This window comes from Magnetospirillum gryphiswaldense MSR-1 v2, from assembly GCF_000513295.1.
In the GTDB taxonomy this organism is placed as follows: domain Bacteria; phylum Pseudomonadota; class Alphaproteobacteria; order Rhodospirillales; family Magnetospirillaceae; genus Magnetospirillum; species Magnetospirillum gryphiswaldense.
This window is the reverse complement of record NC_023065.1, coordinates 787,870-814,701: the sequence shown is the minus strand read 5'-3', so window position 1 is coordinate 814,701 and position 26,832 is coordinate 787,870. Positions and strand designations below refer to the sequence as shown.

The following is a 26,832-nucleotide window of genomic DNA, read 5'->3' as shown; positions in this document are numbered from 1 at the left end:
CAGATAGTGCCCATCACCGCCTAAACAAGACAATGAGCAATCTCAGTCAACGACCGACGCGGTGCCGGCCACAGCCATGGCGACACTGCTTGCCATTGGTCACGACGGTTATAGCCGAGGTAAGGCGCGGCGAAAACACCATCCTCATCCATCAGCACCGGAAGGGTGGCACGAACCATGGCCGGAATATCCGGCAAAGCCTTGCGGCCCATGGCCTTGGCCACCTTGCCCCAGCCCTGCGGCCCCAATCCACCCAGGCGCAAGCCCGGCGGCGCCTGCGCCGGTACAACCGCGCGAAAGCGGCCATCCCATGAGATTTCCGCCCCCGGCTCGACCGACACCGGCTCAGCCATGCGCCCGGCTTCACGGCAAAAAAGCGCCCGCCCCGCCATAACCACCACCCGGCAGCCCGACAATGTGCCGCCTTGGCCGTGGCACAGCCGGCGCAACAGGCTTTGGCTGCGTTCCAGCCGGGGCGGGAATTCCTCGCCGCCATGGCAGCACAAGAGGCGCACCAGCAGGCGCAGGGCGACGTCCTCGGGCAATTGTCTCCAGGCGTCGCTTCGTACCCAGGCGAAGCCGGCGGGGTGAATATCAACCCATTCGACCACGGCATCGGCAACCATGCGGTCCAGTGCGTCGCCAGCCACGGCCAAAGTGCGGGCGGTTTGGGCCAGCCGCCCTGGCTCCAACCCCTCGGCGGCCAGGGTGTCGGCCAGCAGGCGCAGGCGAACGCGGGCGTGGCGGGGGTCCAGATTGGACGGATCATCGACCCAATCCTGGTCCCAATGGCGCAAGGTGGCCAGCAGGCGGGCCTTGGGCACCGACAGCAACGGGCGCAACCAGCGCAGATGGGTGCTGTGGCGAATGGCCGCCATGGCCGACAACCCGTCAACACCAGAGCCCCGCGCCAACCGCAGCAAGAAGGTTTCCGCCTGATCGTCGCGGTGATGGGCCAGCAGCAGATGGAGAATACCGGCCTGGCGGCAATATTGTTCGAGCAACCCATAGCGGGCGGCGCGGGCGCGGCCTTGGATATCGGATACCGGCTTGTCGCCCAACCACGGCAAGATGTGATGTTCGATACCGTGATTGGCCAGCCATTGGCCAACCAGCACCGCCTCGGCGGTGGAATTGGGGCGCAGGCGGTGATCGACGGTCAGCGCCACCAACGTGCCCCGGCGCTCATGCACCCAATGGGCGGCCAGCAAGGTGGCGGCCAGGGAATCGGCGCCGCCCGACACCGCCACGGCCAGACGCGGCCTGGGCTCGAACGGCCCCAGCCGGTCCATCAAACTGGCGAATTCAGCGGGTGACAGCGCTTTCATGAAACGATGATGGCCCCTTCCGTCGAAGGGGCCATGCCTTATTTACAATCGTATTTCTGCTTTTCGGCGGTGGCCGCCCGCTTGACCCGGTCGGGCATTTTCGGCTGCTCATTGAACAAGATGGCGAAGGCGGTGCAGGCCTCTTTCTTCTTGCCCATCTGACCGAAGGCCGAGCCGGCCTTATAGATCATGTCGGCGGCCTTGGAATGCTTGGGAAACTTCTTGTAGCCCTCGAGAAAGGTGACGGCGGAGGTATTGAAGTCCTTGCGCACATAGGCGATGTCACCCAGCCAGTACTGGGCGTTGCCGGCCAGCTGGTGGTTGCCGTTCTGGGCCAGGAAGTCCTGGAAGCCCTTTTCGGCGGTGGCGTAATCGCCGCCCTGCAACGCGTCATAGGCCATGTCGTACAAGCCTTGGGCATCCTTGGGGGCCGCAGACGGTACGACCGGGGCCGGCTTCTTCAAATCACGCTCCGACAGCGTGCCCAAGGTCTGCGGACCGCTGGCCGGGCCGGGGCTGTCGCTGCCCTTGGCCGCCGGCATGGACAATTGCTGGGCTTGGCCAGCTTGGGCCGGCGCCGAGGATTGCCCCTGGCCCGCCTGCAAATCCTTGAGGCGCATATCCAGATCGGCCTGCAACCGCTCCATCTGCCGAGCCACCTGGGCGGTCTTGAAATTGGCTTCCTCGACCTTGCCGGTCAACTGGCGCACCAGCTCTTCCAACTGATCGACCCGCTCGTCCAGACGAGTCGCCATGCCGGGCGACAGCGGTTGGGCCTGCGGGCGCGGAGCCGAGGCCGCACCGCCACCCAAAGCCGGTGAGGTGATGACGGTGGCGCCGCCGGCGCCACGGGCAGCCTGACTTTGCATCATTTGCAGGTCGCGTTCCAGCCGATCCAGCCGGTCGGACATGGCGCGGTTCTCATATTGGGCAAAGGCCGGACTGGCGAAAGCGGTCATGCAAACCAGAACGGTGGCCACAACGGAGGGAAGAGCAAGACGGCGCACGGGCGAACCTCGATCAGTCGGGACAGTTTGCCGGGCGGACGGACATCGCCCGCGCGGGCATCACCGGGGTTTCATAGCATAAAGCCGGTTCAAGGCAAAGTTGGGGCAAAAAATAAGACGCCCGCCCCTCCCAGACAGGAGGAACGGGCGCCCTATTACGTCGCTGACGTCTCAGAAATTACTTGCTGAGAACGGTCACGCCACGGCGGTTCTGCGACCAAGCGGCCTCGTTCGAACCCAGAGCGACCGGGCGCTCCTTGCCGTAGGAGATGGTCTTGACGCGGGCAGCCGGGACGCCGGCGCCGACCAGGTATTCCTTGACGGAATTGGCACGACGCTCGCCCAGAGCCAAGTTGTACTCGCGGGTGCCGCGCTCGTCGGCATGACCTTCGATGGTCAGCGAGTAGGTCGGGTACTTCTTCAGCCAAGCGGCCTGCTTGTCCAAGGAGCCCTTGGCGTCGGCGCGCAGAGCGTACTTGTCGAAGTCGAAGAACACACGGTCGCCGACATTGGCGATGAAGTCCTGCTCGGAGCCCGGAACGATGCTCGGCTTGGCCGGAGCAGCCGGCGGAGTCGCCGAAGCGGCCTTGGTGCTGGAGCTTTCAGGGGCGGATTCGCAAGCGGCCAGCAGGGAAGCGGCGGCGATGATGCTCAGGAAACGCAGTTTCATTAGTGAGGACTCCCCCTCAGAGGATTACGGGTTCAGGAAAATGCCGGGCGGACTTTTTGTTGCAGGCGCCGATCATGGTGTACCGGCGCAAACAACCGGCCGCGATTGATATGAAAATCCGCCGCGACCGGAAAAAATCCTGATCGCGGCGGACTATAATAGTAACCAACTAGGGAATCAAGGGGGACCAAGCAGGGTCCGAACCGTCCAAAGGTGTAATGACTTGGCGTTCATTGAAGCCGGTCAAGTCAATGGTATAGAGCTTGGCGGTGCCGCCTCGGCCTTGGGAATCCGAGGCGGTTTCCTTCCAGAAAGCCAAAACGCGACCGTTGGGTGCCCAGGTCGGGCCCTCCACCAGATAGCCCTGGGCCAGCAGACGCTCGTCCGAACCGTCGGGACGCATGACACCTATGAAGAATTCACCACCCTTCATTTTGGTGAAGGCGATCAAATCGCCGCGCGGCGACCACACCGGGGTGGCATAACGACCATCGCCGAAGCTGATGCGGGCGACGCCCGAGCCGTCGGCATTCATGGTGTACAGCTGCTGGGCGCCGCCACGGTCGGAATTGAACACCACACGGGCCGAATCAGGCGAATAGCTGGGCGAGGTGTCGATGGACGGATGGTTGGTCAGACGAGCCTTCTGCCGGGTCAAAAGGTTCATTTCATAGATTTCGGTGTTGCCGTCCTGCGACAGGCTCATGATCACCTTGTTGCCGTCCGGCGAGAACCGAGGGGCGAAGGTCATGCCGGGGAAGTCACCCAGCAACTCGCGCCGTGCCGTGTCGATCTGCAGGATATAGACCCGCGGCGTGCCGCGGAAATAGGACATGTAGGTGATTTCGCGGGCGGTGGGCGAGAAACGCGGGGTCAGCACCAGATCCTCGCCCGAGGTGAGGAAACGATGGTTCTCACCGTCCTGGTCCATGATGGCCAGACGCTTCTTGCGGTCGTTCTTGGGGCCGCTTTCCGAGATATAGATCAGCTGGGTGTCGAAATAGCCGTCCTCGCCGGTGACGCGCTTATAGATGGCGTCGGCGATCTGGTGGGCGGCGCGGCGCCACAGATTGGGGTTACGGCGGATATCCTTGCCGGCGATATTGTAGCGGGTGCCGATCATCTGGGTTTCCGAGAACACGTCCCACAGACGGAACTCGATCATCAGATCGCCGTCGCCGGAAACCTCGATCTTGCCGGAGACCAGGGCCTCGGCGTTGATCTGGCGCCAGTCGGCGAAGCGCGGACCAGCCTGCAACGAGGCGGCGTTCTGGATGAAGGCGCGCTGGTCGATGGGCTTGAACAGGCCCGAGCGTTCCAAATCGGCGGCGACCACGCGGGCGATGTCGCGCCCCGCCTGCACTTCCGCCGGTTGGGCCCCGAACAGCTCGGGTACGGCGATGGGCAGCGGCTTCATATTGCCACGGGTGATGTCGATACGAACTTCGGCCATGGCTGCCGGGGCGGCAAGTAGGCCCAGGACGGCAAACAGGCCCACAAGGGCGATGCGGATGCGGGTCAACATGGCGATTACCTTCCCTGGACCATCTGTTTCGGGTTGAACGTCAAAACGAAATCGCGGAACTGATCGTATTTGTCACGCGGAATAGGCAGCGGGCTGGCCAGACGCACGGCGCGGCGCGCACTGTCGGCGGCGGCCTGCCAGAACGAATCGGCCATCAGCGGCGCATTGATGATCTGGGCATCGGTCACCGTGCCGTCGGGCTGGACCGAGACGCGGATCTCGATGATCAGATTGGCGGCGTCCTTGGCCCCGGCCGGAATATTCCAGCGGTCGGAGACGTGCTTCCTGATGCGGTCCATCTCGGTCATGGAGATGGGCGCATTGGGATTATGCATATCCGAGCCCCGGACATTCTGCGGCTTGGGCTGGTTGCCCTTTTCCGCCGACGGCGTGTTGGGCTTGGCCTTGTCGGTGGCCTTCAGCAGATCGTCCAGCGGATTGGTCGGCGTCGGCTTTTTCTTGTCCACCGACTTCAACAGCGAATCCAGCTCGTTTTCCTGCGGCTTCGGGCGCGGCTGCGGCTTGATGTCCGACAGCTTCTGGTCCGGCACCTTGGGCGGTTCGGGCTTGGGCTCTGGCTTCGGCTCGGGTTTGGGTTCCGGCTTGGGCTCGGGCTTGGGAATGGGCGCCGGCTCGGGTTCCGGCGGCTTGGGCGGCGGCGGCGGTGGCGGCGGCTCGGGCTTGGGTTCCGGCTTGGGCGGCTCGGGCTTGGGCTGTTCGGCCTTGGCTTCTTCCGGCTTCGGCGGTTCCGGCTGCGGATCGGCCTTGCTTTGCTTGGGCGGCGGGTTGCTCTTGTCGCCGATGGGCACCAGATCGACCACCATGGGTGTTTCCACCGGCGGCGGATCGCGGAAAAACTGCGGCAGGCCGAAAACCGCGATCAGCGCGGTGGCCACGTGCAGGATGCCGGAAAAGATATAGCTTTCGCGCCGCATGCTCATGATCGGGCCGTCAACGGCCTCCCTTTTTCGCCGGCGGTGCCGCCGGTTCGCCCTGCTTCATCTCGGTGACCAGGGCCACCTTGGTGAAACCAGCCGACCCCAGATAGCCCATCACTTCCATGACCCGGCCATAATCGATGCCCTTGTCGCCACGGATGAAGATGCGGGTATCGGGCTTTTGCGCGGTGATCGCCTGCAATTTCGGCCCCAGTTCGTCCAAGGTCACCTTGGTTTCCTGGATCCAGATGTCGCCCTGGGCGTCGATGCTGACCGACAACGGCTGGTCGTCGCCCTTGATGGGGGCGGCCTCGGTCTTGGGCAAATCCACCTGGACGCCGGCGGTCAAAAGCGGCGCGGTGACCATGAAGATGATCAGCAGCACCAGCATGACGTCGACCATGGGGGTGACGTTGATGTCGGAGACCGGGCGGTGGCGCTGCCGCCCCGCCTTCCTGGGACCGATGGCGGCGCCCATCAGATCTTCTCTTCCAATTGGCGCGACAAGATGGCGCCGAACTCGCCCGAGAAATTCTCGAGCCGCTTGGCGTAGCGGTCCAGGTCGCTGGAAATCTTGTTATAGGCGATCACCGCCGGAATGGCGGCGACCAGACCCAGGGCGGTGGCGAACAGGGCCTCGGCGATGCCGGGCGCGACCACCGCCAGCGAGGTGTTCTTGGTCGCGGCGATGGACTGGAACGAGTTCATGATGCCCCAGACGGTGCCGAACAAACCAACGAACGGCGCGGTGGAGCCGACCGAGGCGAGCACGCCCAAATTGCGCTCCAGCGTGTCCATCTCGCGGCCCAGGGTAACGTGCATGACGCGGTCGATGCGCTGGGGCAGGCTGACGCGGGCGGTTTCCCGTTCGGTCAGGCCCTTGGCGGCCGAGCGGCGCCATTCGCGCATGGCGGCGGCGAAGATGGCGCTCATGGGATCAAGCGGGCGGGCGCCGATGCGGTCGTAAAGCTCTTCCAGCGAGCCGCCGGACCAGAAGGATTCCTCGAACTGCTCGGCCCGCTGGCTCAGGCTGCGCAGGCGCAAAAGCTTGTCGAAGATGATCGCCCAGCACCAGAACGACGACGCCAGCAAGGCGATCATCACCGTCTTGACGATGAAATCCGCCTGCATGAACAAGCCCCACATGGACATGTCGTGCGCGGCCACCGAGCCGGCCAGTTGGGCCGATTGAACAGGATCCATGACTATCGCCTCTCGCTTTCCAAATCGCGCAATTGGTCCTTCATCCACCCGGGGATACGGGCCGGGCGCCCGTCGTCCAGGGTGATGAAGGCAAGTTTGATGTGCAGACACGCCAAATCGGCGCCGTCGTCAAGTCGTCTGATGGTCTGGGACAGCTCCATCGAGGCGCCGCCCAGGGCGGTGACCGTGGTTTCCACCTGCAACAGATCGTCCAGCCGCGCCGGCTTCAGGAAGTCGATCTCGGCCCGGCGCACGGCGAACACATGGCCCTTGCCCGCGTTCGCCAGTTCCGATTGCTTCAGGCCCATGGCGCGGACCATTTCGGTGCGCGCCCGCTCGGCGAAGTTCAGATAATTGGAATGATAGACGATGCCGCCGGCATCGGTGTCTTCCCAATAGACACGGATCTGGTGCAGATGCGGACTCATTCGTCGTCGCCCCCCATCTGCGCCAGCAGGTCCAACTGCACCAGCACCTCGCTGGGCGGATTGAGGCCGATATGCTTGAATCCCGCCGCCGACAGCATACGTCCGCGCGGGGTGCGCTGGATCAGGCCCTGTTGCAGCAGATAGGGTTCCACCACTTCTTCCAAGGTGTCGCGGCTTTCCGACAGGGCAGCGGCCAGGGTATCGACGCCCACCGGCCCGCCGCCATAATTGTCGGCGATGCATTTGAGATAGCGGCGGTCCATGGCATCAAGGCCCATCTGGTCCACTTCCAGCCGGGTCAACGCCCGGTCGGCGACCTGGGCATCCACCGGGCTTTGACCGGCGACGGCGGCGAAGTCGCGCACCCGGCGCAGCAGGCGACCGGCCACGCGCGGCGTACCGCGGGCGCGGCGCGCCACTTCGGCGGCGCCATCCGGGGTGACGTCGAAGCCCAGTACACGGGCGCCACGGGCGACGATCAGTTCCAGTTCCTGCGGGGTGTAGTAGTTCATCCGGCACGGAATGCCGAAGCGTTCGCGCAAGGGCGTGGTCAACAGGCCCGAACGCGTGGTCGCCCCCACCAAGGTGAAGGGCGGCAGATCGATACGAACGGACCGCGCCGCCGGTCCCTCGCCGATGATGAGGTCGAGTTGAAAGTCCTCCATGGCAGGATAGAGCACTTCCTCTATGGCAGGATTAAGGCGGTGGATTTCGTCGATGAACAGAACGTCCCTGGGCTCCAGATTGGTCAAGAGCGCCGCCAGATCGCCGGCCCGGGCGATCACCGGCCCCGAGGTGGCGCGAAAGCCCACGCCCAATTCCCGCGACACGATCTGGGCCAAGGTCGTCTTGCCCAGACCGGGCGGACCGAAAAACAAGGTATGGTCCAGGGCCTCGCCGCGCGCCTTGGCGGCGGAAATGAAAATCTTCAGGTTTTCGCGCACCGCCTGCTGGCCGATGAAATCGTCCAGCACCTGCGGACGCAGATGGGTTTCCACGTCGCCCGGATTGAGCTGGGGAGCGACCATGCGGTCGTTCATCGCACCAGATCCTTGCCCAGACGCTTCAACGCATGGCGGATCAGGGTCGACGAATCAGCCCCCTCGCCCAATTCCTTGGCGACGATGCCCACCGCCTCGAAGGCTTCCAGCCGCTTGTAGCCCAGATTGACCAGGGCCGAGATGGCGTCTTCCATCAGCCCGCCATCGCCCGCCGGGGTGGCAATGACGGCGGTTCCAGCACTGGACGCAAAACCGCCCAGGCTCATCTTGCCGGCCTTGTCCTTCAACTCGGTCAGGATGCGCAGTGCCAGCTTGGGGCCGACGCCGCTGGCCCGGGTCAGCATGACCTTGTCCTGGGCGGCGATGGTTTGCAGCAATTGCTCCGGTGTCGCCACCGACAGGATGGCCAAGGCCACCTTGGCCCCCACCCCTTGCACCGTGATCAACAGGTTGAACCAGTCGCGCTCGCCCGGCTCAAGGAAGCCGTAAAGATGGATGTGATCCTCGCGCACATGGGTTTCCACGTGCAAGGCCGCCGCAATCCCGACCTGCAACCGCCCCAGGGTGCGACCCGAGCAGAACACCAGATAGCCGACGCCGCCGACATCGACGACGGCGAAATCGTCGCCTAAGGAATCGATCAGGCCCTTCAGTTTGGCGATCATCGCACCCCCGCCTTCAGCCGTCGGGCGGTGGCGGCGTGATGGGCATGGCAGATGGCCACCGCCAAGGCATCGGCGGCATCGGCACTGGTCACCAGACATCCGGGCAGCAAGGTCCGCACCATCATCCCCACCTGTTCCTTGGCGGCACGACCGGTGCCGACCACCGCCTGCTTGACCTGGGTGGGAGCGTATTCGCCCACCTCCAGACCGGCCAGGGCCGGGGCCAGCAGCACCACCCCCCTGGCCTGACCCAATTTCAGCGTGCTTTCCGGGTTCTTGTTGACGAAGGTCTGCTCGACCCCCGCCGCATCCGGCGACCAATCGGCAATGACCCGCAACACCCCGCGATGCAACTGCCCCAGCCGTTCGGCCAGGGACAGCTTGTCATCCGAGCGGATGGTCCCGTCGCCCAGGTAACGCAGTCGGTTGTCGATCATTTCGATCATCCCCCAACCGGTGATGCGCAACCCGGGATCAAGGCCCAACACGCGCATGGTCAGCCCAGCTTTTCCATGATGTCGTCGGGAATCTCGAAATTGGCCGACACCCGCTGGACGTCGTCATTGTCTTCCAAGGTATCCAGCAGCTTCAGCAGGGTCTTGGCGACATTTTCGTCGGCCACCGGCACGCTGGTCTGCGGCTTCCAGTCCAGCCGGGCGTATTCCGGCGTGCCGAAGGTGGCTTCCAACGCATCGCGCACGGTGGCCAGATCGTCGGGGGAACAGGTGATCTCGTGGCCGTCTTCCGACGATTCGACGTTATCGGCACCGGCTTCCAGCGCCGCTTCGAACATGGCCTCGGCTCCAGCGGATTCGGTCGCGTAACGGATGGCGCCGATGCGGTCGAACATGAACGACACCGAGTTGGATTCACCCAGGGCGCCGCCATTCTTCGAGAAGGCCGAGCGCACTTCGGAGGCGGTGCGGTTGCGGTTGTCGGTCAACCCCTCGACGATGATGGCCACCGAACCGGGGCCATAGCCTTCATAGCGCACTTCCTCGTAATTGGCGCCGTCTTCGCCGCCGGCACCGCGCTTGATGGCGCGGTCCATGGTATCTTTCGGCATGTTGGCGGCACGCGCGGCCTGGATGGCTGCGCGCAGACGCGGATTCATGGCCGGATCGGGCTGGCCCGACTTGGCCGAAACCGTCAATTCGCGGATCAGCTTGGTGAAAACCTTGGCACGCTTGGCGTCCTGGGCACCCTTGCGGTGCATGATGTTCTTAAACTGGGAATGACCGGCCATTCTCTCGACAACCTCGGTTGGGCATGCGAATAAACGCTGCCTATACCATATCTTGTGGGCAAAAGGCCATGGGCCTGACAGGCCCTCGCCACAGCTTGTTGTCGCAGTGCCGCAATCAATATTTGACCGTCAGGGCCACCAGCCATTCCGGCATGCCAGCGACCAAAGCGGTTTCCAACGCCTTGTCCAGACCGCTGAGCACCAGCACCGCCACCGCCAGTAAAATCCCGCCCATCACCGGCTTGGCCCGTGCCGCCAGCCGGGCCAGGCCATGGCGCCACGACGACAGGCCATAGGCCAGCAACAGCACCGGACTGGCCGCCCCCAAGGCGAAGATCACCATGATCACCACCGCCTGACCGGCGGTGCCGCTGGCCCCGGCCAAACCCACCGCCGCGCCCAAGGTGGGGCCGGTGCACGGCGACCACACCGCGCCCAGCAGCAAACCAAGGGCGAATTGGCCGCCCAGGCCGTCGCCGGACACCCGTCCCAGCAATTGATTGCCTTGCCCGGCCAAGGGAGCGGCGGCGACGGCGAATTGCCGCCCCAGGGCCGGGACCAGCAAGACCAGACCGAACAGACCCATGACCACCGCCGCCGCCATGCGGACCATGGCGCTATCCACCCCCAGGGCGAAACCCGCCGTCGCCAGCAAAACCCCCAGAGCGGCGAAGGACAGTGCCAGACCGGCGGCCAGGGCCACCGGCCCCAGCCGATGGCTTTGCAAGGCACTGCCCAGCAACACCGGGATCAACGGCAGGACGCAGGGCGACAGGGTGGACAGGATGCCGGCCAGATAGGCGGCGATCGCGGTGGCCATGGCGTTGCCCCTATTTCACCAAGGCGGCCAGGGCCATGGGCTCGGTCACCCCGGTCATGCGCGAGGTTTCCATCTTGCCCTTGAAGACGATCAGGGTGCTTTGCGCACTGACCTTCAACTCGCGCAGCACGTCTTTTTGGCTGTCGAAATCGACGCGGAAAACCTTGAGCATGGGGTCGTCGCGTTCCAGCATGGCCACGCCGGGTTCCTGCGCCTTGCAGGTCGGACACCAGGGCGCATGCACATGCAGCAATATCTTCGAGCCGGCCTCTTGCGCCTGCATGAAGGCAGCCTTGGTGAAGGCCTCGGCGGCCAGGGCCGGCAGGCTGAACACCAGGCCGGCACAGGTGGCGGCGGCAATCAGGATTTTGTTCATGACGGAAGCTCCCGTTCGCGATGTCGATGACAGGGATTTCGCCCCGCATACGGCAAAGGTTACGCCGTCGCCGATTTTTCTTTTATCCTGCCGCCATGAACACCTCGCACCACGATGACAGCGCCCGCTGGAGCGGCTGGCTGGCGGCGGCCCAACAGGGCGACGGCGCCGCCTATGGCCGCCTGCTGGCCGAGCTGGCGCCGGTGGCACGGCGCATGGCGGTGAAAGCCTGGGGCCGGAACGAGGATGTGGAGGACGTGGTCCAGGATATCCTGCTGACCTTGCACACCATCCGCCACACCTATGATTCCAGCCGCCCGTTCCTGCCGTGGTTCGCCGCCATCGTCGATCACCGGGTCAAGGATGCCTTGCGCAAACGCCGCCGCCATCAGGGCCGGGAAACCGCCATCGACGAAATTCCTGAAACTTTTCTGGCCCGACCGGCGAATACGAAGACGACCGATGCCATGGATCTGCGCAAGGCGGTGGCCAAGCTGCCGCCGGGCCAACGCCAGGCGGTCGAATTGCTGAAACTGCAAGAGATGTCGCTGAACGAGGCATCGACGGCATCGGGGCAAAGCGTCGCCGCGCTGAAGGTGGCCATGCACCGGGCGGTGAAGACGTTGAAAGGGTTGCTGGGACCATGAAGACCGAAGACCTGATCCACAGCCTGTCCGCCGATCTGGCCCCGGTCCGCCGCCTGCCGCCGGTCCGCCATCGGCTGGCCTTGTGGCTGGCGGTTTCGCTGCCCTGTCTGATGACCATCGCCTTGCTGTTCGGCCTGCGCCCCGATCTGGCCCAATGCCTGGCCGATCAACGTTTCATCATCGGTAACACGGCGGCCCTGCTGACCGGCATCGCCGCCGCTTGGGCCGCCCTGGCCACCACCGTACCGGGCTTTTCCCGCCTGCCGGTCATCGCCCTGCCCCTGGTCCCGGCCCTGGTCTGGCTGATCAGCGCCGGCGAGGGCTGCTGGCGCCAATGGCAGCTCAGCGGCTGGTCCGGCCTGGACTCGATCCTGCACCAGAAATGCCTGCCCGAGATCATCGGCACCGGGTTGATCCCGGCCTTGGCCCTGATCGTGCTCAGCCGTCGCGGTGCCAGCCTGCATCCCGGCCTGACCGCCGGGCTCGCGGCCCTGGCGGCGGCGGCCATCGGCTCGGCGGCGCTGTCATTATTTCATGGCGGCGACACCGCCTGGGTCACCTTGACCTGGCATGTGGGCGGCGCCGGGCTGATCAGCGCCCTGGCGGCCCTGGCCGGACCGCGCCTAGTCAGGCATCCGGCCAGTTTTCCGCCAGCCTAGGACCGATGCGCAACGGTGCCACCCTGAGCGCCAGACCGGTGCGGTCGTCGGTTTCCACGAACACCGCGCACAAGGTGCCGTCGCCATCGGCGGGCGACAATCGCTCGCCTGGGGTTTTGCGGACGAATTTGTGGATGGCCGCATCCTTCTTCATGCCGATGACCGAGTTATAGTCGCCGCACATGCCGGCATCGGTCTGATAAGCGGTACCGCCGGTGAAAATCTGGGCATCGGCGGTGGGAATGTGCGAATGCCCGCCCACCACCAGCGAGGCGCGACCGTCGCACACATGGCCCAGGGCCATCTTTTCGCTGGTGGCCTCGGCATGGACATCGACGATGATGGCATCGGCGCCGCCCGGCCCCAGGCGAATTTTGCGCAATTCCTTTTCCACCGCGGCGAACGGGCAATCCAGCGGGTCCATGAACAGCCGGCCCATGACCTGGACCACCATCACCTTCTTGCCGCGCGGCGCCTCGTAGATCCCCACCCCCTTGCCCGGCGTGCCGGCGGGATAGTTCAAGGGCCGCAACAGGCGCGGCTCGGCATCCAGATGGGGGACGATCTCGCGCTGGTCCCAGGTGTGATTGCCCAAGGTGACCACATCGACGCCCGCCGCGTACAGATCGTCGCACAGCTTGGGGGTAATGCCGAAACCGTGGGCGGCGTTCTCGCCATTGGCGACGACAAAATCCAGCCGCAGACGCTCGCGTGCCGTGGGCAGATTGGCCACCACAACGTCCCGACCGGCCCGACCGACGATATCGCCCAAATACAGAAGTCTCATGCGTTCTCCGGCTGCAGCGGACCGTTTTCGGTCAGGATCAAATCCAACGTCTGGTCATGTGGACCGCGCGGCACCGCCCCCACCCGCTGGGCGGCAAAGGCGACGCCGATGGCGGTAACATGGGACTGGCGACGCAGTTGATCGAGGGTGCGGTCATAATAACCGCCGCCATAGCCCAGGCGATAGCCGGCGGCGTCAAAGGCCAGCAGCGGCAGCAGCAGCACCTGGGGGATGAGCATCGGGGCGGTGGCCAGGGGATGTTTGGTGCCATGAGGGCCGGGCTCGAGTGCCTCGCCCATGCTCCAGGCGCGGAAGGTCAGGGGCTGGCCGCGGGCGGACACCACCGGCAAGGCCAGGGTGCAGCCGCGCCCGCCCAGGGCTTCCAGCAAGGGTAAAGGATCGATCTCGTCGCCCATGGGCCAATAGCCGGCGACCACCGTACCGACGGCGAAGGGGATGCAATCCAAATGGATGGCCAGCTTTTCTGCCGCCAGCTTGCCGTAATCGGCATGGGCCAGTCGGCGCACGGCCACCGCGTGGGCGCGGGCCTGAGCCTTGGCGGCAGTCAGTTCCGGGTGGGGATCGTGAGATGCTGTCATGAATAATGCGGAGCGGCGCCGCCTCGGCCGTTGGCGTTGTAAGTCCTCCGTGGCCTGACTATGCAGGTGGGCGCCATATAACGAGGCCAGAGCCCCGTCAGAGACAGCTCCCAAAGGAGAAGTATCGCCCCAGGGACATTAGCTGCCTGACGCACCGTGCAGCAGACCGCTCCTAGGGATGAACCTAAGGCCTTTCCAGGCGTTCCGCAATGGCTTCGATACGTTCGGCCAGGGTTTCGATGCCCTGGGCCATCCGTTCGTCGCCCTGATCCAGGTTGGACAGGTCGTCGTTGAGCGCATTCAGGTTCTCGCGCGCTTCGGCCAGTTCGTCGGCCAAGGACAGCGCCACCATCACCATCAATCGGGTGTCGGGCACATTGCCAAGCTGACGCAGCAGATCCTGGGCGATGCCGTCGACCATCTGCCCCAGCACATGGACGCGGGCCACCTGGGAATCGTCGCAGGCGATTTCATGCAAGCGTCCGTTGATGGACAGGTTGACCAGGGCCATGGCTCAGGCCTCCAACAAATGACGCAGGCGGGTGATGGCACCGTCAAGGCGCTGCGACACCACCCGAGTGGTGTCCTCGAGCGCCGCGTGCTGTTCGCGGGCATCGCGCAATTCCCCGGCCAGCAGCAGATCACCGGCACCGACGCGGGCGGCGGCGGCCTCCAGGCGGTCGATGGCGCTGCCCAGCCGTTGAATGGCCGTCTCGGTACGGCCCAAAGCTCCTGACAAAGCGGTTTCCCCCGCACGAATTTGATTGCAGCGCGAGGTTAGGGCCGATAGGGGACAGTGTCAACGTTGCGACCGGGACCAATGCCATGTCCACCCCCGCCTTGCCGCCATGCATCATCATCCACGGCCTTGACCACGCCCGGGCCGCCCTGAAGGCCGCCCAGGGACGCGACATCATCTTGCGAAGCCCAAGCGGCGCCGCTGCCCTGCACGGGGTGGAATGGTGGAAACGATTGCTGGACCGGCTGCGCCGCGACTTCCCCGACGCTCCTTTCACCGCCATCCTCGATTGCGGCGACTGCCCGGGCTGGGCCATGGCGGCGTTGCGGGCCGAGGCGGGATTGATCGTGCTGACGGGGGATGGTCCCGCCCATAGGGCGGTGCGGGAAGCGGCCGAGCAGAAAGAGGCTTGGGGGGAGGGTCGGTGGGGATACGACAGCCTCGATCTGCTCGGCGCCCATGATCCCGGCCTGTCCTGCCGGGAGTTCCTTCAACGGTCGAGGGAGGAGCAACCTGTTCGACAGGGCGGATCATGACCGGCAGAGATGGCGGCAATATGGGCGAATTGTGGCCATTTGTGGGCAAGGTTGCTTTTGCCGTGCCGTTCAGGCTTGATCGCCGCAATCGCATGCCCTTTGGGAGTACCCGGTCTTGAGCTCCAATTCCTGCCGCCTGTACCTGATCACGCCGCCGGTGATCGACAATCCGTTCCAATGGCTGCCGATATGGGAACAGGCCCTGGATGGCGGCGACATCGCCTGCGTGCAGATCAGGCTGAAGGGGTTGGACGACGACGCCCTGTGCCGGGCCGTCGACGTATTGCGCCCGCCGGCGCAGCGCCGCGGCATCGCCGTTTTGTTGAACGACCGCCCCGATCTGGCCTTCGAGACCGGCTGCGACGGCGTCCATATCGGCCAGACCGACGGCAGCTATGAAGCGGCGCGCAAGGCGCTGGGCGACGGCATCGTCGGCATGACCTGCCACAATTCCCGCCATCTGGCCATGGAAGCCGGCGAAAAGGGCGCCGATTACGTGGCTTTCGGCGCCTTCTACCCCACCGACACCAAGGAGACCGAGTTCAAGGCCGAGCCGGAAATCCTGGAATGGTGGAGCCCGCTGTTCACCGTCCCCTCGGTGGCCATCGGCGGCATCACCGTGGACAATTGCCAGCCGATCATCCGGGCCGGTGCCGACTTCCTGGCGGTGTCGGGCGGCGTGTGGAACCATCCGGAAGGTCCGGCGGCGGCGGTCAAGGCGTTTGAAAAGCGGATGAACGAGGGCTGATCGCCATGCGTCGCATCTGCGTCTTTTGCGGCTCCAATCCCGGCCAGCGGCCCGAATACGCCGAAGCCGCCCGCGCCTTGGGCGCCTTGCTGGCCCAGCGCGGCCTGGGACTGGTCTATGGCGGCGGCAATGTCGGCCTGATGGGCATCGTCGCCGATGCGGCCATGGCGGCCGGCGGCGAGGTCATCGGCATCATCCCCGAGGCATTGATGCGGCTGGAAGTGGGCCACCGCAACGTCACCGAATTGCGGGTGGTCGGCTCCATGCACGAACGCAAGGCAATGATGGCGGAACTGGCCGACGCCTTCATCGCCCTGCCCGGCGGCATCGGCACCATGGAGGAGATTTTCGAGGTGTGGACCTGGGGCCAGTTGGGCCTGCACGCCAAACCCGCCGGTTTTCTTGACGTCGCCGGTTTCTATGGCCATCTGAACGCCTTTCTTGACCATATGACGGCGGAAGGTTTCCTGAAACCACGTCATCGCGATATGGTGGCGGTGGCCGGCGACCCGGCGACTTTGCTGGATGGATTCGCCGCCTATGAGGCGCCGCAAGTGGTCAAGATAATTGCGAAGGAGACCGCTTGACAGCCCCGCCCCCGGGTTCTATAAAGCCGCCTCTCGACGCGTGGAACATACCCGGTCGAGCCCAGGAGATGGGCGATTAGCTCAGCGGTAGAGCACACCCTTCACACGGGTGGGGTCGCAGGTTCAATCCCTGCATCGCCCACCATCTCCTCTTCCTTTCCCAAGTTTCGATGATCAAGCGGTGATTATGCCTGGGGTGGAAACGTTTCCACGTGGGTTTCCGCCGTGCGACCATAATAAACAGCGCGCCGACCGGGGAACGACACCATATAGCCGGCGCAACCCGCCCGCCTGACCTTATCGCAGAACCCATTGTAGCTATAACCGGGAACCAGCGCCTGGGCCTCGCCGATGGCCACGCGAATGGCGGCGACATCGAAATCCGGAGCCACCGCCACGGTGCTGGCGCGGCAGACCAGTTCGATCCCCTGGCCATCGGGCAGGTAGTAGACGGCGGTCGCACGGCGAAAATCCACACTGTAGCTTTCAAAGCCGGCCTCGATCAGCCTGCCGATGATCTGGGGAAAGCTCATGCTGCCCCGTTCCGCCCCCTCCAGGCATTGGCGGGCGATGTTTTGCTGATGATCGTCCATCTGGTCTTGCCTCTCTTCACAAGAGCGGAGGTGTTTTCAGTCCGCATCCGGCGACGACGGATTTGAGCACACGTTCCATGGTGGCGCGGTCATCGGGCGTCAGATCGCCAAAGAATTCCGCGTCATTGCTGTCGGCCAACCCGGCCAATTCAGGGACCAAGGTGCGGCCGTCCGCCGTCAACGCCAGGGAATGCGCCCGACCGTCCTCGGGGCTGGGCTCGCGCCCAAGCAAACCCTTGTCGATCAAACGGTCGGCCAACTTGCTGACGGCGCCTCGGGTCAGGCTCAGTCGATCCGCCAAACGACTGGGGCTGATCGATCGGTGATCGTGGACCTCGCGCAACAAGACCCACTCGGCCACCGTTACCCCCCGCCCTTCCAACTTGCCGGCGAAAGCATGCGAGACATGGTTGGAGACCAAGCGCAACCAATAGCCAAGATGGGCCGTAAGGGGCGAAATATCGGCATCGGCCACGACCTGATCTCCATACGAACAGAGGGTGCGGCCAATATAGTTTCCTAGTAAACTTTATTCAAGAACCATATGGCGGCATGGCCGCTTCGTCCGGTTACGACGGTGCCGGCAGTGGCTCGGCCTCGGCCATCGGGGTCTCGGGCAAACTGGCAGCACGGAGGCGCGAGGTTTCATGGATGCAATCGCGAATTTCGGCGCTGGTGTTCAAGAGCGCGCTGAAATCGCGGGCATGCAGCACCAGCAGCGAACAAAAGCCCAAGGCCACCACGTCAGCATTGCGCGGGGCATGGGACAGCAGCGCCATTTCGCCGAAAAAGTCGCCACTGCCGCGGCGCAGGCGATTGGTTTCGGTTCGGACCTCGACCGCGCCGGAAGCGACGAAAAACATGCCGTCGCCCACCTCGCCCTTACGGATGATGAAATCGCCGGGCACCGCCAACATGGGGTGCAGCAAATCGATGATCCGCGACAGCTGTTCCGGCGACAGCGTCTTGAACAACGGCACCCCTTCCACCAATTTACGCGGACCGAGCTGCAAATCCATGGCCGGGCGGTGGGCCAGACGCTGCTTGCGCAGGTCCAGTTCCGCCATCAGATTGCTGTACACTTCATGGCCGACCACCGCCTCGGAGCGCAGGCGGGCGTATTCCGCCTCTTCGATGCGGATGGCGGCGCGTTCCAGGTATTGCAACTGCAAGGCCTGGGAGAAGTCGGAATATTGCAGCCGCAACGCCGCCAAGGCGGTGTCCACCGCATCCATGCGCACGGCGATGGTAGCGGTGATACGACCGACCGCATCCTCGGCCACCATCAACGGCAGTTTGTTGGCGGCGAAATCCGACAATTCGCGGATGGCCGCTTGCAACATCAACAGCACCTCGAAGCGATTGGCGATCTCGTCCGACAATATGCCTTCCAGGCCAAACCGCCGGTGCAGGGCCAAGGCCAGACGGAACTTGCGGGAAAATGCCAGGATGGCGCTGCTGGCGGCATCATAGCCGGCGGCCCCGTCGATCTTGACGCCGTCCTGCAAGCGGGCGGCGCAGGACAGCAAGGTCCGGGTGATCCGCCCCGATATCTTACCGTCACGGTAATGGCGCAGATAAATGCCGTGTTCGCGCGCCGCCAACATCATCAGACCGCTGCGGGTATCCTCGGCGATGGTCGGGGTCGCGGTTTGGGCCATTTCCAGTTCGGCGGCACTCAGACGACCGGTATAGGAATCGGCCAAGGCCACCGCCGAACCGTGATCGATACCGTAATCGGCGGCGGCATCGGTGACCCGGTGGCGCACTTCGGCCAAGGCGGCGGCGATGGCGCGGCCGCGCACGGTCATATCCGACGGCGACAGCCGGTCCAGTCCGAACAGGCGGATCAGCGGACGCAGCAAGGGGGCGTTGACGAACAAGGTGAACAGCACGAAGCCGGTACACATGACCGAGACGAAGGACTTCACCGTGTCCGGGATATGGGGGTTTTCCAGTACCGCCAGGGCCAGGGCCAGGGAAATGGCCCCGCGCAAGCCGCCCCACAGCACCACCGCGCGCAAGGGGGCCGAAATGGGCTCGGCCCAGCCCAAGGCGGCCAGACCGGGAAACAGCCCGAACAACACCAAGGCGCGGGCCAGCAGAGCCGAGCCGATGAGGACCGCCAAGGCCACAATGTCGCTACCGGTCATGCCGGCCAGCATTTCCGGCACCCGCATGGTCGCCAGCAGGAAGATCAGGCAACTGGCCCAATAGCCCACCTGCCGCCAAACATCGATCAGACTGGTCCAGGTCTCCGCCGAAACCCGGGTGCGGCCCTCGTAGCTGATGACCAGGGCGGTGGTCACCACCGCTACCACGCCCGACACATGCAGATAATGTTCACCCAGCAGGAACACCAGATAGGCCGCCGCCACCGTCAGGGTGATTTCCGCCGCCGACTGGCCGCGCAACAGAATGAAACTCCAGCACACCAACCGCCCGCAGACATAGCCGAACAGCAGGCCGCCGGCGAAACCGCGGGCGAAGGCCAGCACGCCGGTCAGCACGTCGGCCTGACGCTCGCCGGTCATCATGCCGACGAACAGAGCGAACAGCGAAATGGCGGCGGCATCGTTGAACAGGCTTTCGCCCTCGACCAGCAAACTCAGGCGATGGGGAACGCCCAGATCACGGAAAATCCCGACCACGGCGATGGGGTCGGTGGTCGAGACGATGGCCGCCAGCAACAGGCAGGCGATCACCCCCATGTCGGTGACCGCCGCCAGGGAAAAACCGACGATGAAGGTGGACAGCAACACCGCCACCACCGCCAGCAACAGGATCGGCGCCACATCGTCCACCAGCCGGCGCACATCGATGGCGATGGCGGTCTCGAACAACAGAACCGGCAGAAACACCAGAATGAAGGCTTCCGACGACAGGTCGAAATGCCCCAAGGCGCTGAAGAAATCATCGATGGGACCACCCAGCCCCAAGTGCGGGATCTGATCGATGAGCACGCCCAAAGCGATGCCCGCCGCCGCCAGGACCAATGAAAACGCCACGTTGGCCCGCGCCGCCACCGGCACCAGCAAGGTCACCAAAGCCAAAAGCCCGGTGACCCCCAGCATTACCATTGCAATTCCGTGCATGCGGATGAAAGCCTTGCTTGTACCGGATGAACCGGTGTCGGGAAAAATGTCTATGCCATTTTGGTCAAGTCCCCCGACCATCGCAAGCAGTCATCTCTTCGACCGCCCACCTTTACTTGTGCGTCTCTCGCCCCCATGTGCAGGCATATGATTTCGGTGCGAGACGAGCATGGCCCAGGCACCCCATCCGCAATCCGGTTCCCCCCTTCCCTTCGCCGACCGCATCCATGGCGTCACCATCACCCATGTGTGGCGCTGGCTGGCCTTGGGCTGGGCCGATTACCGCCGATCCGGCTGGGTCAGCGCCGCCTATGGTGGCCTATTCGCCGCTGGCGGCATTTTCATCACCTTCGGTCTCGCCTGGCTGGGCTGGCCCTATCTGATCACGCCGATGATCGGCGGCTTTTTGCTGATCGGGCCGTTGCTGGCCCTGGGGCTTTACGCCATTTCCCGCGCCCACGCCCAAGGCCGGCCCATCGGCCTGATCCAGGCGCTGCTGGCGTGGCGGGCCAACACCTTCCACATCATGACCGCAGGGTTGGTGCTGATGCTGGTGGTGATGATCTGGGCCAGATTGTCCATCGTCCTGTTCGCCATCTTCCTGCCTTATCAGAGCATGAGCGTGGACAGCTTCCTGGCTCAATCGCTGACCATGGCCGGCATCAGCTTCACCTTGTTCATGCTGGTGCTGGGGGCGGGATTCGCCGCCCTGGTCTTCGTCACCTGCGTCGTCTCGCTGCCCATGATGCTGGACCAGAAGGTCGATATCTTCAGCGCCGCCCTGATGTCGGTGCTGGCGGTGGTCCGCAACCCTGCCCCCATGGCCCTGTGGGCCATGATCATCGTCGCCGTCATCGGCCTGGGCATCTTGCCCTTGTTTCTTGGACTGGTGGTGGCGCTGCCGGTGATCGGCCACGCCAGTTGGCACGCCTATGGCGATCTGATCGCACCGCCGCCGGCCAATTGAGCAAAGGTCACGGGCCGAGCGGTGACTTCCACCTGTGCCGGTTGGTCATGACCCAAGGCCAAGGCCATCAAATGGCGCGGCGTGGGGGAAAAACGGCGAAACAGCCAGCGCCCCGGATCGTCGTCGCCATCAAAGCGGATTGCGACGGGATCAAGGGTGAAGGCGAAGGCATCCAACGGCTGGGCCAGTCCCTTGCCGATGGCCTTGACGTAAGCCTCTTTCAGCGTCCACAACCCGAGAAAGGTGAGCATCCGCTGATCCGGCGCCGTTTGCCGCACCAGATCGCATTCGCTGGCGGCAAAAAAGCGCTCGGCCAGGGCCAGACAATCGGGGGGACGACGATCCAGCCATTCCACATCGATGCCGATGGGATGATCGATGGTCAGGGCGGCGGCGGCCAAGCCGCCGGTATGGGACAGATTGAGGCGATAGCGCGGCATGGCCTCGGCCACCACCACTTCCGGCTTGCCATGATCACCAAGACTGAAACGCCACTCGACCGGCATCACTTGGGACTGCCATGACGACAGCAAAAACCGCCCCAGCACATGGGCGGCCACATAGGTGTGACGGTCGGACGCGAATTTGAAACGGCCAGCACGGTCGCGTTCGGCCTGATCGAGCCAGGTTTCCATCCGCTGCCACTGATCGTCGGTGATTGCGGCCACCTCCATCCACCAGATTTCGGCCCTGTCCTTATGCACCAAAAGCTCCTACCCCGGCGCGAGTTCCGCGCCGGGGTAGGATGGCCCATGGGTTGCTGCCGATCAAGCCGCCGCTTCGGTGGCGGCCGGCAGGCGGATCAGGTGGTCAAAGGCCGACAGCGCCGCCTTGGCGCCCTCGCCCATGGCGATGATGATCTGCTTGTAGGGCACCGTGGTGACGTCGCCGGCGGCGAACACGCCGGGCACCGAAGTCTGGCCACGGGCATCCACTTCGATCTCGCCGCGCGCACTCAGCGCCATGGTGCCCTTCAGCCATTCGCTATTGGGCACCAGACCGATCTGGACGAAGATGCCTTCCAACTCGACCCGATGCACCTGCTCGGTAGTGCGGTCCTTGTAGGACAGCCCCACCACCTTGGCACCGTCGCCATGCACCTCGGTGGTCAGGGCCGAGGTGATCACCGCCACATTGGGCAGGCTGCGCAGCTTGGCCTGCAACACCGCATCGGCGCGCAATTGCGAGTCGAATTCGATCAAGGTCACATGGGCGACGATACCGGCCAGATCGATGGCCGCTTCGACACCGGAATTGCCACCGCCGATCACCGCCACCCGCTTGCCCTTGAACAACGGACCATCACAATGGGGGCAATAGGCCACGCCCTTGTTGCGGTACTCGGTCTCGCCCGGCACGTTCATGGAGCGCCAGCGCGCACCGGTGGCGACGATGACCGAACGGGCCTGAAGGGTGGCGCCGCTGGCCAGTTGCACCTGGATCAGACCGCCGAGGCTGGAGGCCGGGATCAGCTTTTCCGCCCGCTGCACGTTCATGATGTCGACGTCGTATTCCTTGACGTGCTGTTCCAGCGCCGCGCCCAGCTTGGGGCCTTCGGTATGGCTGACCGAGATGAAATTCTCGATGGCCATGGTGTCCAGCACCTGACCGCCGAAACGTTCGGCCACCACGCCGGTACGGATGCCCTTGCGGGCGGCATAGATGGCCGAGGCGGCGCCAGCCGGACCACCGCCGACCACCAGCACCTCGAAAGCGTCCTTGGCGTTGATCTTGGCGGCATCGCGGGCGGCGGCGCCGGTATCGAGCTTGGCCAGGATTTCCTCGAGGCCCATGCGGCCTTGGGCGAAGGGCTGGCCGTTGAGGAAGACAGCAGGCACCGCCATCACCTTCAGCGCCTCGACCTCGGCCTGGAACAGGGCACCGTCAATGGCCACATGCTTGATGCGCGGATTGACCACGCTCATCAGGTTGAGCGCCTGCACCAGATCGGGGCAGTTCTGGCACGACAGCGAGAAATAGGTCTGGAAGCTGTACTCGCCATCCAGCGCCTTGATCTGCTCGATCACGTCGGCTTCGACCTTGGGGGCGCGGCCCGACACCTGCAACAGGGCCAGGACCAGCGAAGTGAATTCATGGCCCAGGGGAATGCCGGCGAAACGCACCGACACGTCGGACCCGGGGCGGGTGATGGCGAAGGACGGCGTGCGCGCGTCGGCACCGTCGACGACGGTGATTTTGGCGGAAAGGGCCGCGATTTCGGCCAGCAATTCCCGCAATTCCTGGGACTTGGCGCCATCGTCGAGGGAAGCAACCAACTGGATGGGTTGCTCGACCATCTCGAGATAGGCCTTCAACTGGGTCTTCATCGTATCGTCTAACATGTCAAAGGCTTTCCTGATGGGGTGGGACGGAGGCGCCGGCCCGGCTCGGCCCACCCCGGCTCCGACATGGTCGGAACCGGGACGGTCCGCGCTGGGGAAATGACCCTTAGGGCTCAGGTCTTAGATCTTGCCGACCAGATCCAGCGACGGGGCCAAGGTCTTCTCGCCTTCCTTCCACTTGGCCGGGCAAACTTCACCCGGATGCGAGGCGACGTACTGGGCGGCCTTGACCTTGCGCAGCAGTTCCTTGGCGTCGCGGCCAACACCGCCGGCATTGATTTCGACAATCTGGATCTTGCCGTCGGGATCGATGACGAAGGTGCCGCGATCGGCCAGACCGACGTCCTCGATCATCACGCCGAAATTGCGGCTGATGGTGCCGGTCGGGTCACCGACCATGGTGTACTGGATCTTCTTCACCGCGTCCGAGGTGTCGTGCCAGGCCTTGTGGGCGAAGTGGGTGTCGGTGGACACCGAGTAGATTTCAACGCCCAGACCCTGGAACTCGGCGTAATTGTCGGCCAGATCTTCCAACTCGGTCGGGCAGACGAAGGTGAAGTCGGCCGGATAGAAGAACACCACCGACCACTTGCCCTTCAGGTCGGCATCGGTCACGTCGATGAACTTGCCGTTCTTGAAGGCAGAGGCCTTGAAGGGCTTGATTTCGGTGTTGATCAAAGACATTTCGCTATCTCCACAGCGTTGGGGTTCGGAACAGGGGTGATCCTATGGGTTTCCATCATATTGAGGAAACGAGTTTTACTTGTTACAAAAATCGATTTAATCGATTAACCGACGGACACTTCCCCCGCTCAGGGTAATACGCCCTTAGCCTCCACCATACTGGAAGCGTTCCAAACAGAAGGAGGGATCAGTTGCCCGGACAATGGCGGCGCAACAGCCGCTCCAACTCGGTCAGGAAGCGTTCTTCCGCCAGCCGCATGGGCCAGGGCTCCCACGGGGTACCGCCATAACGGCGCACCAGCGGGTCATCCATCAACGGTGCCAGACGGATTTTCAAGGTGGTGCGGATTTCCTGCGGGCTCCAGCCGGCGACATGCAGGGCTTCGGCAGCGGCGGCACGGCGATCGGCATCCTTGATCGCCTTTTTCCACTCGACCGGCAGATCGGGCGGCAACCCCAGGCGCAGATGAATGGCCCGCTGGATGGCTCGGTCCATGGCGTGAAAGCCTTCACCCAGGAACGGCTTCACCGGGGTTATGGGATCCCAGCGCACCCCCAGCGCCTCGGCGCCGTCATGGACCAGATTGGCCAGTTCCAGGGCTGTGGACAGCCCGGTAGGGGCGGCGGCGCGGTGGATTTCCAGGGTCAACAGGCTGTGCTGAGCCACCGACAGCGGCCAGTCCCATACCGATGAACCGCCCCAGCGGAAGGTGCGGGCCTCGCCTTCGGCCAGATCGGACAATTCCCAATCCAAGGGCGTCGGATTCAACAGATCGAAACGCCGCTTGGACCGCAGCAAAACCCAGGCCCGCGCTTGCGTCATCAGCCCATCCTATTTGGTCAGCACCTTGCGGTCCGACTTGCCCCCCGGCCCGGCCTGATAAGGCGGCGGTTTCAGCTTGCGCGGGTTGGGCACCCGTCGTCCCCCCACCGGCTTGATCCGGTCTGGATAGGTATAATGCAGCAGGGCGTGATTGCGGAACAGCCCCAGATCGCCCTTGAAGGCCTCGAAATGGTCGAAGAAATTGTTCTTCCAGAACAAGGCGTGCTTTTCCGTGTCAAAGCAGCCGACCCCACGCTCGACATCGTATTTGACACTGATTGTGGCGATGTTGGAGACGTCCCAGATGCGCGAAATGCCGAAGCGTTCCGGCTCCTTGAAAATGATCGAACCGTTGTCGAGGGAAAAGCCGCAGGCCAGGATACGGTGGACGTTGTCGCGGTTCTGGTACAGGAATTCCATGGTTTCCAGGTATTCCGCCTCGGTTTCCGAGGGGAAGCCGACGATGATGAACAGGTGGTTCCTGATACCGGCACGGGTCGAGCGGGCCAGCACCTCGGCGACACCGTCAGGGGTGGTGCCTTTGTCCATCAGGTCGATGATGCGCTGATTGGCCGATTCCACCCCCCACAGAAGATAGCGGCAGCCTCCCTTGTGCATGATCTCCAGGATTTCCTCGGTATAGATCAGATCGGGCTTGGCCAGGGCGTACCAGGTGATGTCGATATTCTTTTCGATCAGATCCTCGGAGATGCGGCGGAAGCGACCGGGCGAAATCATCTCGTCGACGAAGGCGAAACGCTTGACTCCATAGGTGTTGACCATGTGCTCGATCTCGCCCACCACCCGGTCGGTGGCAGCGGCGCGATGCGCCCCCGAATAAGAGCGATGATGGGTGCAAAACGTGCACTTATCCCAGGCACAGCCCTTGGAACTCATGATCGGGAACACTGGCTCGGGCTGGAAATAGGCCCCCAGCTTGTAATCGGAGAAATCCGGGTAAGGCTGGGTCTTGAAATCCACCGACGGCGATTTGGCGTTCTTGACCCAGCCGTCTTCCGCCTCGGGGTTACGCCAGATCAGGTTGGCGATGCCGTCAAAGCTGGTCTTACCCTCGTCCAAGGCCATCAGCAAGGCATGGAAACCGCCCTCGCCTTCATTGAAGACAACGAAGTCGATGAACGGATTGGCGAACAAGATGGACGGATGGCAGGCGCTGGTATAGCCGCCGCCGAAGACGATCTTGACGTCGGGTTTCAACGCCTTGACGTAATAGGCGATCAGCACCGACGGCATGTATTGTTCGCGGAACATCAGGGAAAAGCCGACCACCGACGGATCGTTGGCGATCAGCTTGCGGGCAGCGTGCTCGGCATAGGCCTTGATCGGCGGCACGTATTCGCCATGGGCGCAGGCGCGCTCGAAGCCGTCGAGGAAGACGTTTTCCACCTTGCGGATGGTGCTTTCGAAAAAGCGCGACAGCCGCTGGTATTCCGCCTCGTCCCAGAACACGTCGCCGCCGTCGCGGAACATTTTCGCCGCCTTGGCGAAATCCGCCTTGGCCTCGGGGGAGAACTGGACAAAGCTTTTGCCGGCCAGGGCCGCATCGACGAAAGTGTTGTACCATTCGGCATTCAAGTCGATGCAGGTAACCTTGAAATCGGAATGTTCCTCGGCGAAGGCCTTGATGATGGACGGCCCCAACGGCAGACTGGCCGGAAAGGAAAACGGACAGATGGCGATATTGGCCTGCCGGTTCATCAAAACCCCGCTTCGGTGCTGCCGTTGACTAGATAACCGGCACGATAGCCGCATCTAGAATCCATCTCAACAACTGCCCTTGTAGGGTTTTTCCCCACCA

At 63.8% G+C, this 26,832-nt stretch carries 32 protein-coding genes, 1 tRNA gene and 1 other RNA gene; 7 read left to right on the top strand and 27 right to left on the bottom strand.

The window, feature by feature from the left end:
- Positions 1 to 20 precede the first annotated feature (20 nt).
- The 14 genes from tilS to MGMSRV2_RS03830 form a co-directional block, all read right to left on the bottom strand.
- Positions 21 to 1,328: a tRNA lysidine(34) synthetase TilS gene (gene tilS / locus MGMSRV2_RS03895; protein ID WP_024079035.1), complete on the bottom strand. Its 1,308-nt coding sequence runs from the start codon at positions 1,326 to 1,328 to the stop codon at positions 21 to 23.
- A 38-nt stretch (positions 1,329 to 1,366) separates the two neighbouring features.
- Positions 1,367 to 2,287: a tol-pal system protein YbgF gene (gene ybgF / locus MGMSRV2_RS03890; RefSeq protein ID WP_084028225.1), complete on the bottom strand. Its 921-nt coding sequence runs from the start codon at positions 2,285 to 2,287 to the stop codon at positions 1,367 to 1,369.
- 226 nt (positions 2,288 to 2,513) lie between these two features.
- The gene (gene pal, locus MGMSRV2_RS03885) at positions 2,514 to 3,005 is read right to left on the bottom strand and encodes a peptidoglycan-associated lipoprotein Pal (protein ID WP_024079033.1); all 492 of its coding nucleotides are present in this window, start codon (positions 3,003 to 3,005) and stop codon (positions 2,514 to 2,516) included.
- Between the two features lie 169 nt (positions 3,006 to 3,174).
- Positions 3,175 to 4,527 carry a Tol-Pal system beta propeller repeat protein TolB gene (tolB, locus tag MGMSRV2_RS03880; RefSeq protein ID WP_041634024.1) on the bottom strand — a complete coding sequence of 451 codons (1,353 nt, stop codon included), beginning with the start codon at positions 4,525 to 4,527 and terminating at the stop codon, positions 3,175 to 3,177.
- Positions 4,528 to 4,535: 8 nt separating this feature from the next.
- On the bottom strand, positions 4,536 to 5,471 hold the full coding sequence (locus MGMSRV2_RS03875) for an energy transducer TonB (protein WP_024079031.1): 936 nt from the start codon (positions 5,469 to 5,471) through the stop codon (positions 4,536 to 4,538).
- Between the two features lie 10 nt (positions 5,472 to 5,481).
- Positions 5,482 to 5,946: a protein TolR gene (gene tolR / locus MGMSRV2_RS03870; protein WP_024079030.1), complete on the bottom strand. Its 465-nt coding sequence runs from the start codon at positions 5,944 to 5,946 to the stop codon at positions 5,482 to 5,484.
- Positions 5,946 to 6,671 (bottom strand): protein TolQ, encoded by a 726-nt coding sequence (gene tolQ / locus MGMSRV2_RS03865; RefSeq protein WP_024079029.1) that lies wholly within the window; start codon positions 6,669 to 6,671, stop codon positions 5,946 to 5,948. The genes tolR and tolQ overlap by 1 nt, the downstream gene beginning before the upstream one ends.
- A 2-nt stretch (positions 6,672 to 6,673) precedes the next feature.
- On the bottom strand, positions 6,674 to 7,099 hold the full coding sequence (gene ybgC, locus MGMSRV2_RS03860; protein WP_024079028.1) for a tol-pal system-associated acyl-CoA thioesterase: 426 nt from the start codon (positions 7,097 to 7,099) through the stop codon (positions 6,674 to 6,676).
- Positions 7,096 to 8,139: a Holliday junction branch migration DNA helicase RuvB gene (gene ruvB / locus MGMSRV2_RS03855; protein WP_024079027.1), complete on the bottom strand. Its 1,044-nt coding sequence runs from the start codon at positions 8,137 to 8,139 to the stop codon at positions 7,096 to 7,098. The genes ybgC and ruvB overlap by 4 nt, the downstream gene beginning before the upstream one ends.
- The gene (ruvA, locus tag MGMSRV2_RS03850) at positions 8,136 to 8,765 is read right to left on the bottom strand and encodes a Holliday junction branch migration protein RuvA (RefSeq protein WP_024079026.1); all 630 of its coding nucleotides are present in this window, start codon (positions 8,763 to 8,765) and stop codon (positions 8,136 to 8,138) included. The genes ruvB and ruvA overlap by 4 nt, the downstream gene beginning before the upstream one ends.
- Positions 8,762 to 9,259 (bottom strand): crossover junction endodeoxyribonuclease RuvC, encoded by a 498-nt coding sequence (gene ruvC / locus MGMSRV2_RS03845; protein WP_024079025.1) that lies wholly within the window; start codon positions 9,257 to 9,259, stop codon positions 8,762 to 8,764. Before ruvC ends, ruvA begins: the two co-directional genes overlap by 4 nt.
- A gap of 2 nt (positions 9,260 to 9,261) precedes the next feature.
- Complete coding sequence (locus MGMSRV2_RS03840; protein WP_024079024.1) at positions 9,262 to 10,011, bottom strand: YebC/PmpR family DNA-binding transcriptional regulator; 750 nt, start codon at positions 10,009 to 10,011, stop codon at positions 9,262 to 9,264.
- 115 nt (positions 10,012 to 10,126) lie between these two features.
- Entirely contained in the window at positions 10,127 to 10,831 is a 705-nt protein-coding gene (locus MGMSRV2_RS03835) for a cytochrome c biogenesis CcdA family protein (RefSeq protein ID WP_024079023.1), read from the bottom strand.
- Between the two features lie 10 nt (positions 10,832 to 10,841).
- Positions 10,842 to 11,207: a thioredoxin family protein gene (locus MGMSRV2_RS03830; protein ID WP_024079022.1), complete on the bottom strand. Its 366-nt coding sequence runs from the start codon at positions 11,205 to 11,207 to the stop codon at positions 10,842 to 10,844.
- Between the two features lie 95 nt (positions 11,208 to 11,302).
- Here MGMSRV2_RS03830 and MGMSRV2_RS03825 point away from each other — a divergent pair, with 95 nt between their 5' ends.
- Together MGMSRV2_RS03825 and MGMSRV2_RS03820 are read left to right on the top strand one after the other, a co-directional pair.
- Positions 11,303 to 11,854 (top strand): sigma-70 family RNA polymerase sigma factor, encoded by a 552-nt coding sequence (locus tag MGMSRV2_RS03825; protein WP_024079021.1) that lies wholly within the window; start codon positions 11,303 to 11,305, stop codon positions 11,852 to 11,854.
- Positions 11,851 to 12,513, top strand: coding sequence for an NrsF family protein (locus MGMSRV2_RS03820; protein ID WP_024079020.1), 663 nt, complete (start codon positions 11,851 to 11,853; stop codon positions 12,511 to 12,513). Before MGMSRV2_RS03825 ends, MGMSRV2_RS03820 begins: the two co-directional genes overlap by 4 nt.
- Here MGMSRV2_RS03820 and MGMSRV2_RS03815 read toward each other — a convergent pair.
- The 5 genes from MGMSRV2_RS03815 to MGMSRV2_RS03795 all read right to left on the bottom strand — a co-directional run bounded on the left by MGMSRV2_RS03815 (position 12,482) and on the right by MGMSRV2_RS03795 (position 14,638).
- Complete coding sequence (locus MGMSRV2_RS03815) at positions 12,482 to 13,300, bottom strand: TIGR00282 family metallophosphoesterase (protein ID WP_024079019.1); 819 nt, start codon at positions 13,298 to 13,300, stop codon at positions 12,482 to 12,484. The two genes, MGMSRV2_RS03820 and MGMSRV2_RS03815, sit on opposite strands and share 32 nt — an antisense overlap.
- Positions 13,297 to 13,899 (bottom strand): 5-formyltetrahydrofolate cyclo-ligase, encoded by a 603-nt coding sequence (locus tag MGMSRV2_RS03810; protein ID WP_024079018.1) that lies wholly within the window; start codon positions 13,897 to 13,899, stop codon positions 13,297 to 13,299. The genes MGMSRV2_RS03815 and MGMSRV2_RS03810 overlap by 4 nt, the downstream gene beginning before the upstream one ends.
- Positions 13,900 to 13,910: 11 nt before the next feature.
- A non-coding RNA gene (ssrS, locus tag MGMSRV2_RS03805) (6S RNA) lies at positions 13,911 to 14,067 on the bottom strand.
- Between the two features lie 16 nt (positions 14,068 to 14,083).
- Complete coding sequence (locus MGMSRV2_RS03800; RefSeq protein WP_024079017.1) at positions 14,084 to 14,410, bottom strand: cell division protein ZapA; 327 nt, start codon at positions 14,408 to 14,410, stop codon at positions 14,084 to 14,086.
- 3 nt (positions 14,411 to 14,413) lie between these two features.
- Positions 14,414 to 14,638 carry a hypothetical protein gene (locus MGMSRV2_RS03795; protein WP_024079016.1) on the bottom strand — a complete coding sequence of 75 codons (225 nt, stop codon included), beginning with the start codon at positions 14,636 to 14,638 and terminating at the stop codon, positions 14,414 to 14,416.
- 86 nt (positions 14,639 to 14,724) lie between these two features.
- Here MGMSRV2_RS03795 and MGMSRV2_RS03790 point away from each other — a divergent pair, with 86 nt between their 5' ends.
- The 4 genes from MGMSRV2_RS03790 (at position 14,725) to MGMSRV2_RS03775 (ending at position 16,654) form a co-directional block, all read left to right on the top strand.
- Positions 14,725 to 15,174, top strand: a complete 450-nt coding sequence (locus MGMSRV2_RS03790) for a hypothetical protein (RefSeq protein WP_024079015.1) — start codon at positions 14,725 to 14,727, stop codon at positions 15,172 to 15,174.
- Positions 15,175 to 15,289: 115 nt separating this feature from the next.
- Positions 15,290 to 15,922, top strand: a complete 633-nt coding sequence (gene thiE / locus MGMSRV2_RS03785) for a thiamine phosphate synthase (protein ID WP_024079014.1) — start codon at positions 15,290 to 15,292, stop codon at positions 15,920 to 15,922.
- Between the two features lie 5 nt (positions 15,923 to 15,927).
- Positions 15,928 to 16,509, top strand: a complete 582-nt coding sequence (locus MGMSRV2_RS03780; RefSeq protein WP_024079013.1) for an LOG family protein — start codon at positions 15,928 to 15,930, stop codon at positions 16,507 to 16,509.
- A 70-nt stretch (positions 16,510 to 16,579) separates the two neighbouring features.
- Positions 16,580 to 16,654 (top strand) — tRNA-Val (locus MGMSRV2_RS03775).
- A 40-nt stretch (positions 16,655 to 16,694) separates the two neighbouring features.
- Here the strand turns inward: MGMSRV2_RS03775 and MGMSRV2_RS03770 are convergent.
- The 3 genes from MGMSRV2_RS03770 to MGMSRV2_RS03760 form a co-directional block, all read right to left on the bottom strand.
- Positions 16,695 to 17,102 (bottom strand): DUF1398 domain-containing protein, encoded by a 408-nt coding sequence (locus MGMSRV2_RS03770; RefSeq protein WP_024079012.1) that lies wholly within the window; start codon positions 17,100 to 17,102, stop codon positions 16,695 to 16,697.
- A gap of 16 nt (positions 17,103 to 17,118) precedes the next feature.
- Positions 17,119 to 17,577: a MarR family winged helix-turn-helix transcriptional regulator gene (locus MGMSRV2_RS03765; protein WP_024079011.1), complete on the bottom strand. Its 459-nt coding sequence runs from the start codon at positions 17,575 to 17,577 to the stop codon at positions 17,119 to 17,121.
- Positions 17,578 to 17,671: 94 nt separating this feature from the next.
- A complete protein-coding gene (locus tag MGMSRV2_RS03760) occupies positions 17,672 to 20,176 on the bottom strand; it encodes a cation:proton antiporter (RefSeq protein WP_158497728.1) in 2,505 nt (834 codons plus the stop codon).
- Positions 20,177 to 20,366: 190 nt separating this feature from the next.
- Between MGMSRV2_RS03760 and MGMSRV2_RS03755 the strand changes: the two genes are divergently transcribed.
- Entirely contained in the window at positions 20,367 to 21,164 is a 798-nt protein-coding gene (locus tag MGMSRV2_RS03755; protein ID WP_024079009.1) for a DUF2189 domain-containing protein, read from the top strand.
- Here the strand turns inward: MGMSRV2_RS03755 and MGMSRV2_RS03750 are convergent.
- From MGMSRV2_RS03750 to MGMSRV2_RS03730, 5 genes are all read right to left on the bottom strand, one after another.
- On the bottom strand, positions 21,128 to 21,868 hold the full coding sequence (locus tag MGMSRV2_RS03750) for a 4'-phosphopantetheinyl transferase family protein (RefSeq protein ID WP_024079008.1): 741 nt from the start codon (positions 21,866 to 21,868) through the stop codon (positions 21,128 to 21,130). The two genes, MGMSRV2_RS03755 and MGMSRV2_RS03750, sit on opposite strands and share 37 nt — an antisense overlap.
- 63 nt (positions 21,869 to 21,931) lie before the next feature.
- A complete protein-coding gene (ahpF, locus tag MGMSRV2_RS03745; protein ID WP_024079007.1) occupies positions 21,932 to 23,506 on the bottom strand; it encodes an alkyl hydroperoxide reductase subunit F in 1,575 nt (524 codons plus the stop codon).
- A gap of 120 nt (positions 23,507 to 23,626) precedes the next feature.
- Complete coding sequence (gene ahpC, locus MGMSRV2_RS03740) at positions 23,627 to 24,190, bottom strand: alkyl hydroperoxide reductase subunit C (RefSeq protein WP_024079006.1); 564 nt, start codon at positions 24,188 to 24,190, stop codon at positions 23,627 to 23,629.
- 187 nt (positions 24,191 to 24,377) lie between these two features.
- Complete coding sequence (locus MGMSRV2_RS03735; RefSeq protein WP_024079005.1) at positions 24,378 to 25,013, bottom strand: hypothetical protein; 636 nt, start codon at positions 25,011 to 25,013, stop codon at positions 24,378 to 24,380.
- A gap of 9 nt (positions 25,014 to 25,022) precedes the next feature.
- Positions 25,023 to 26,732 carry a B12-binding domain-containing radical SAM protein gene (locus MGMSRV2_RS03730; protein WP_024079004.1) on the bottom strand — a complete coding sequence of 570 codons (1,710 nt, stop codon included), beginning with the start codon at positions 26,730 to 26,732 and terminating at the stop codon, positions 25,023 to 25,025.
- Between the last annotated feature and the right edge of the window lie 100 nt (positions 26,733 to 26,832).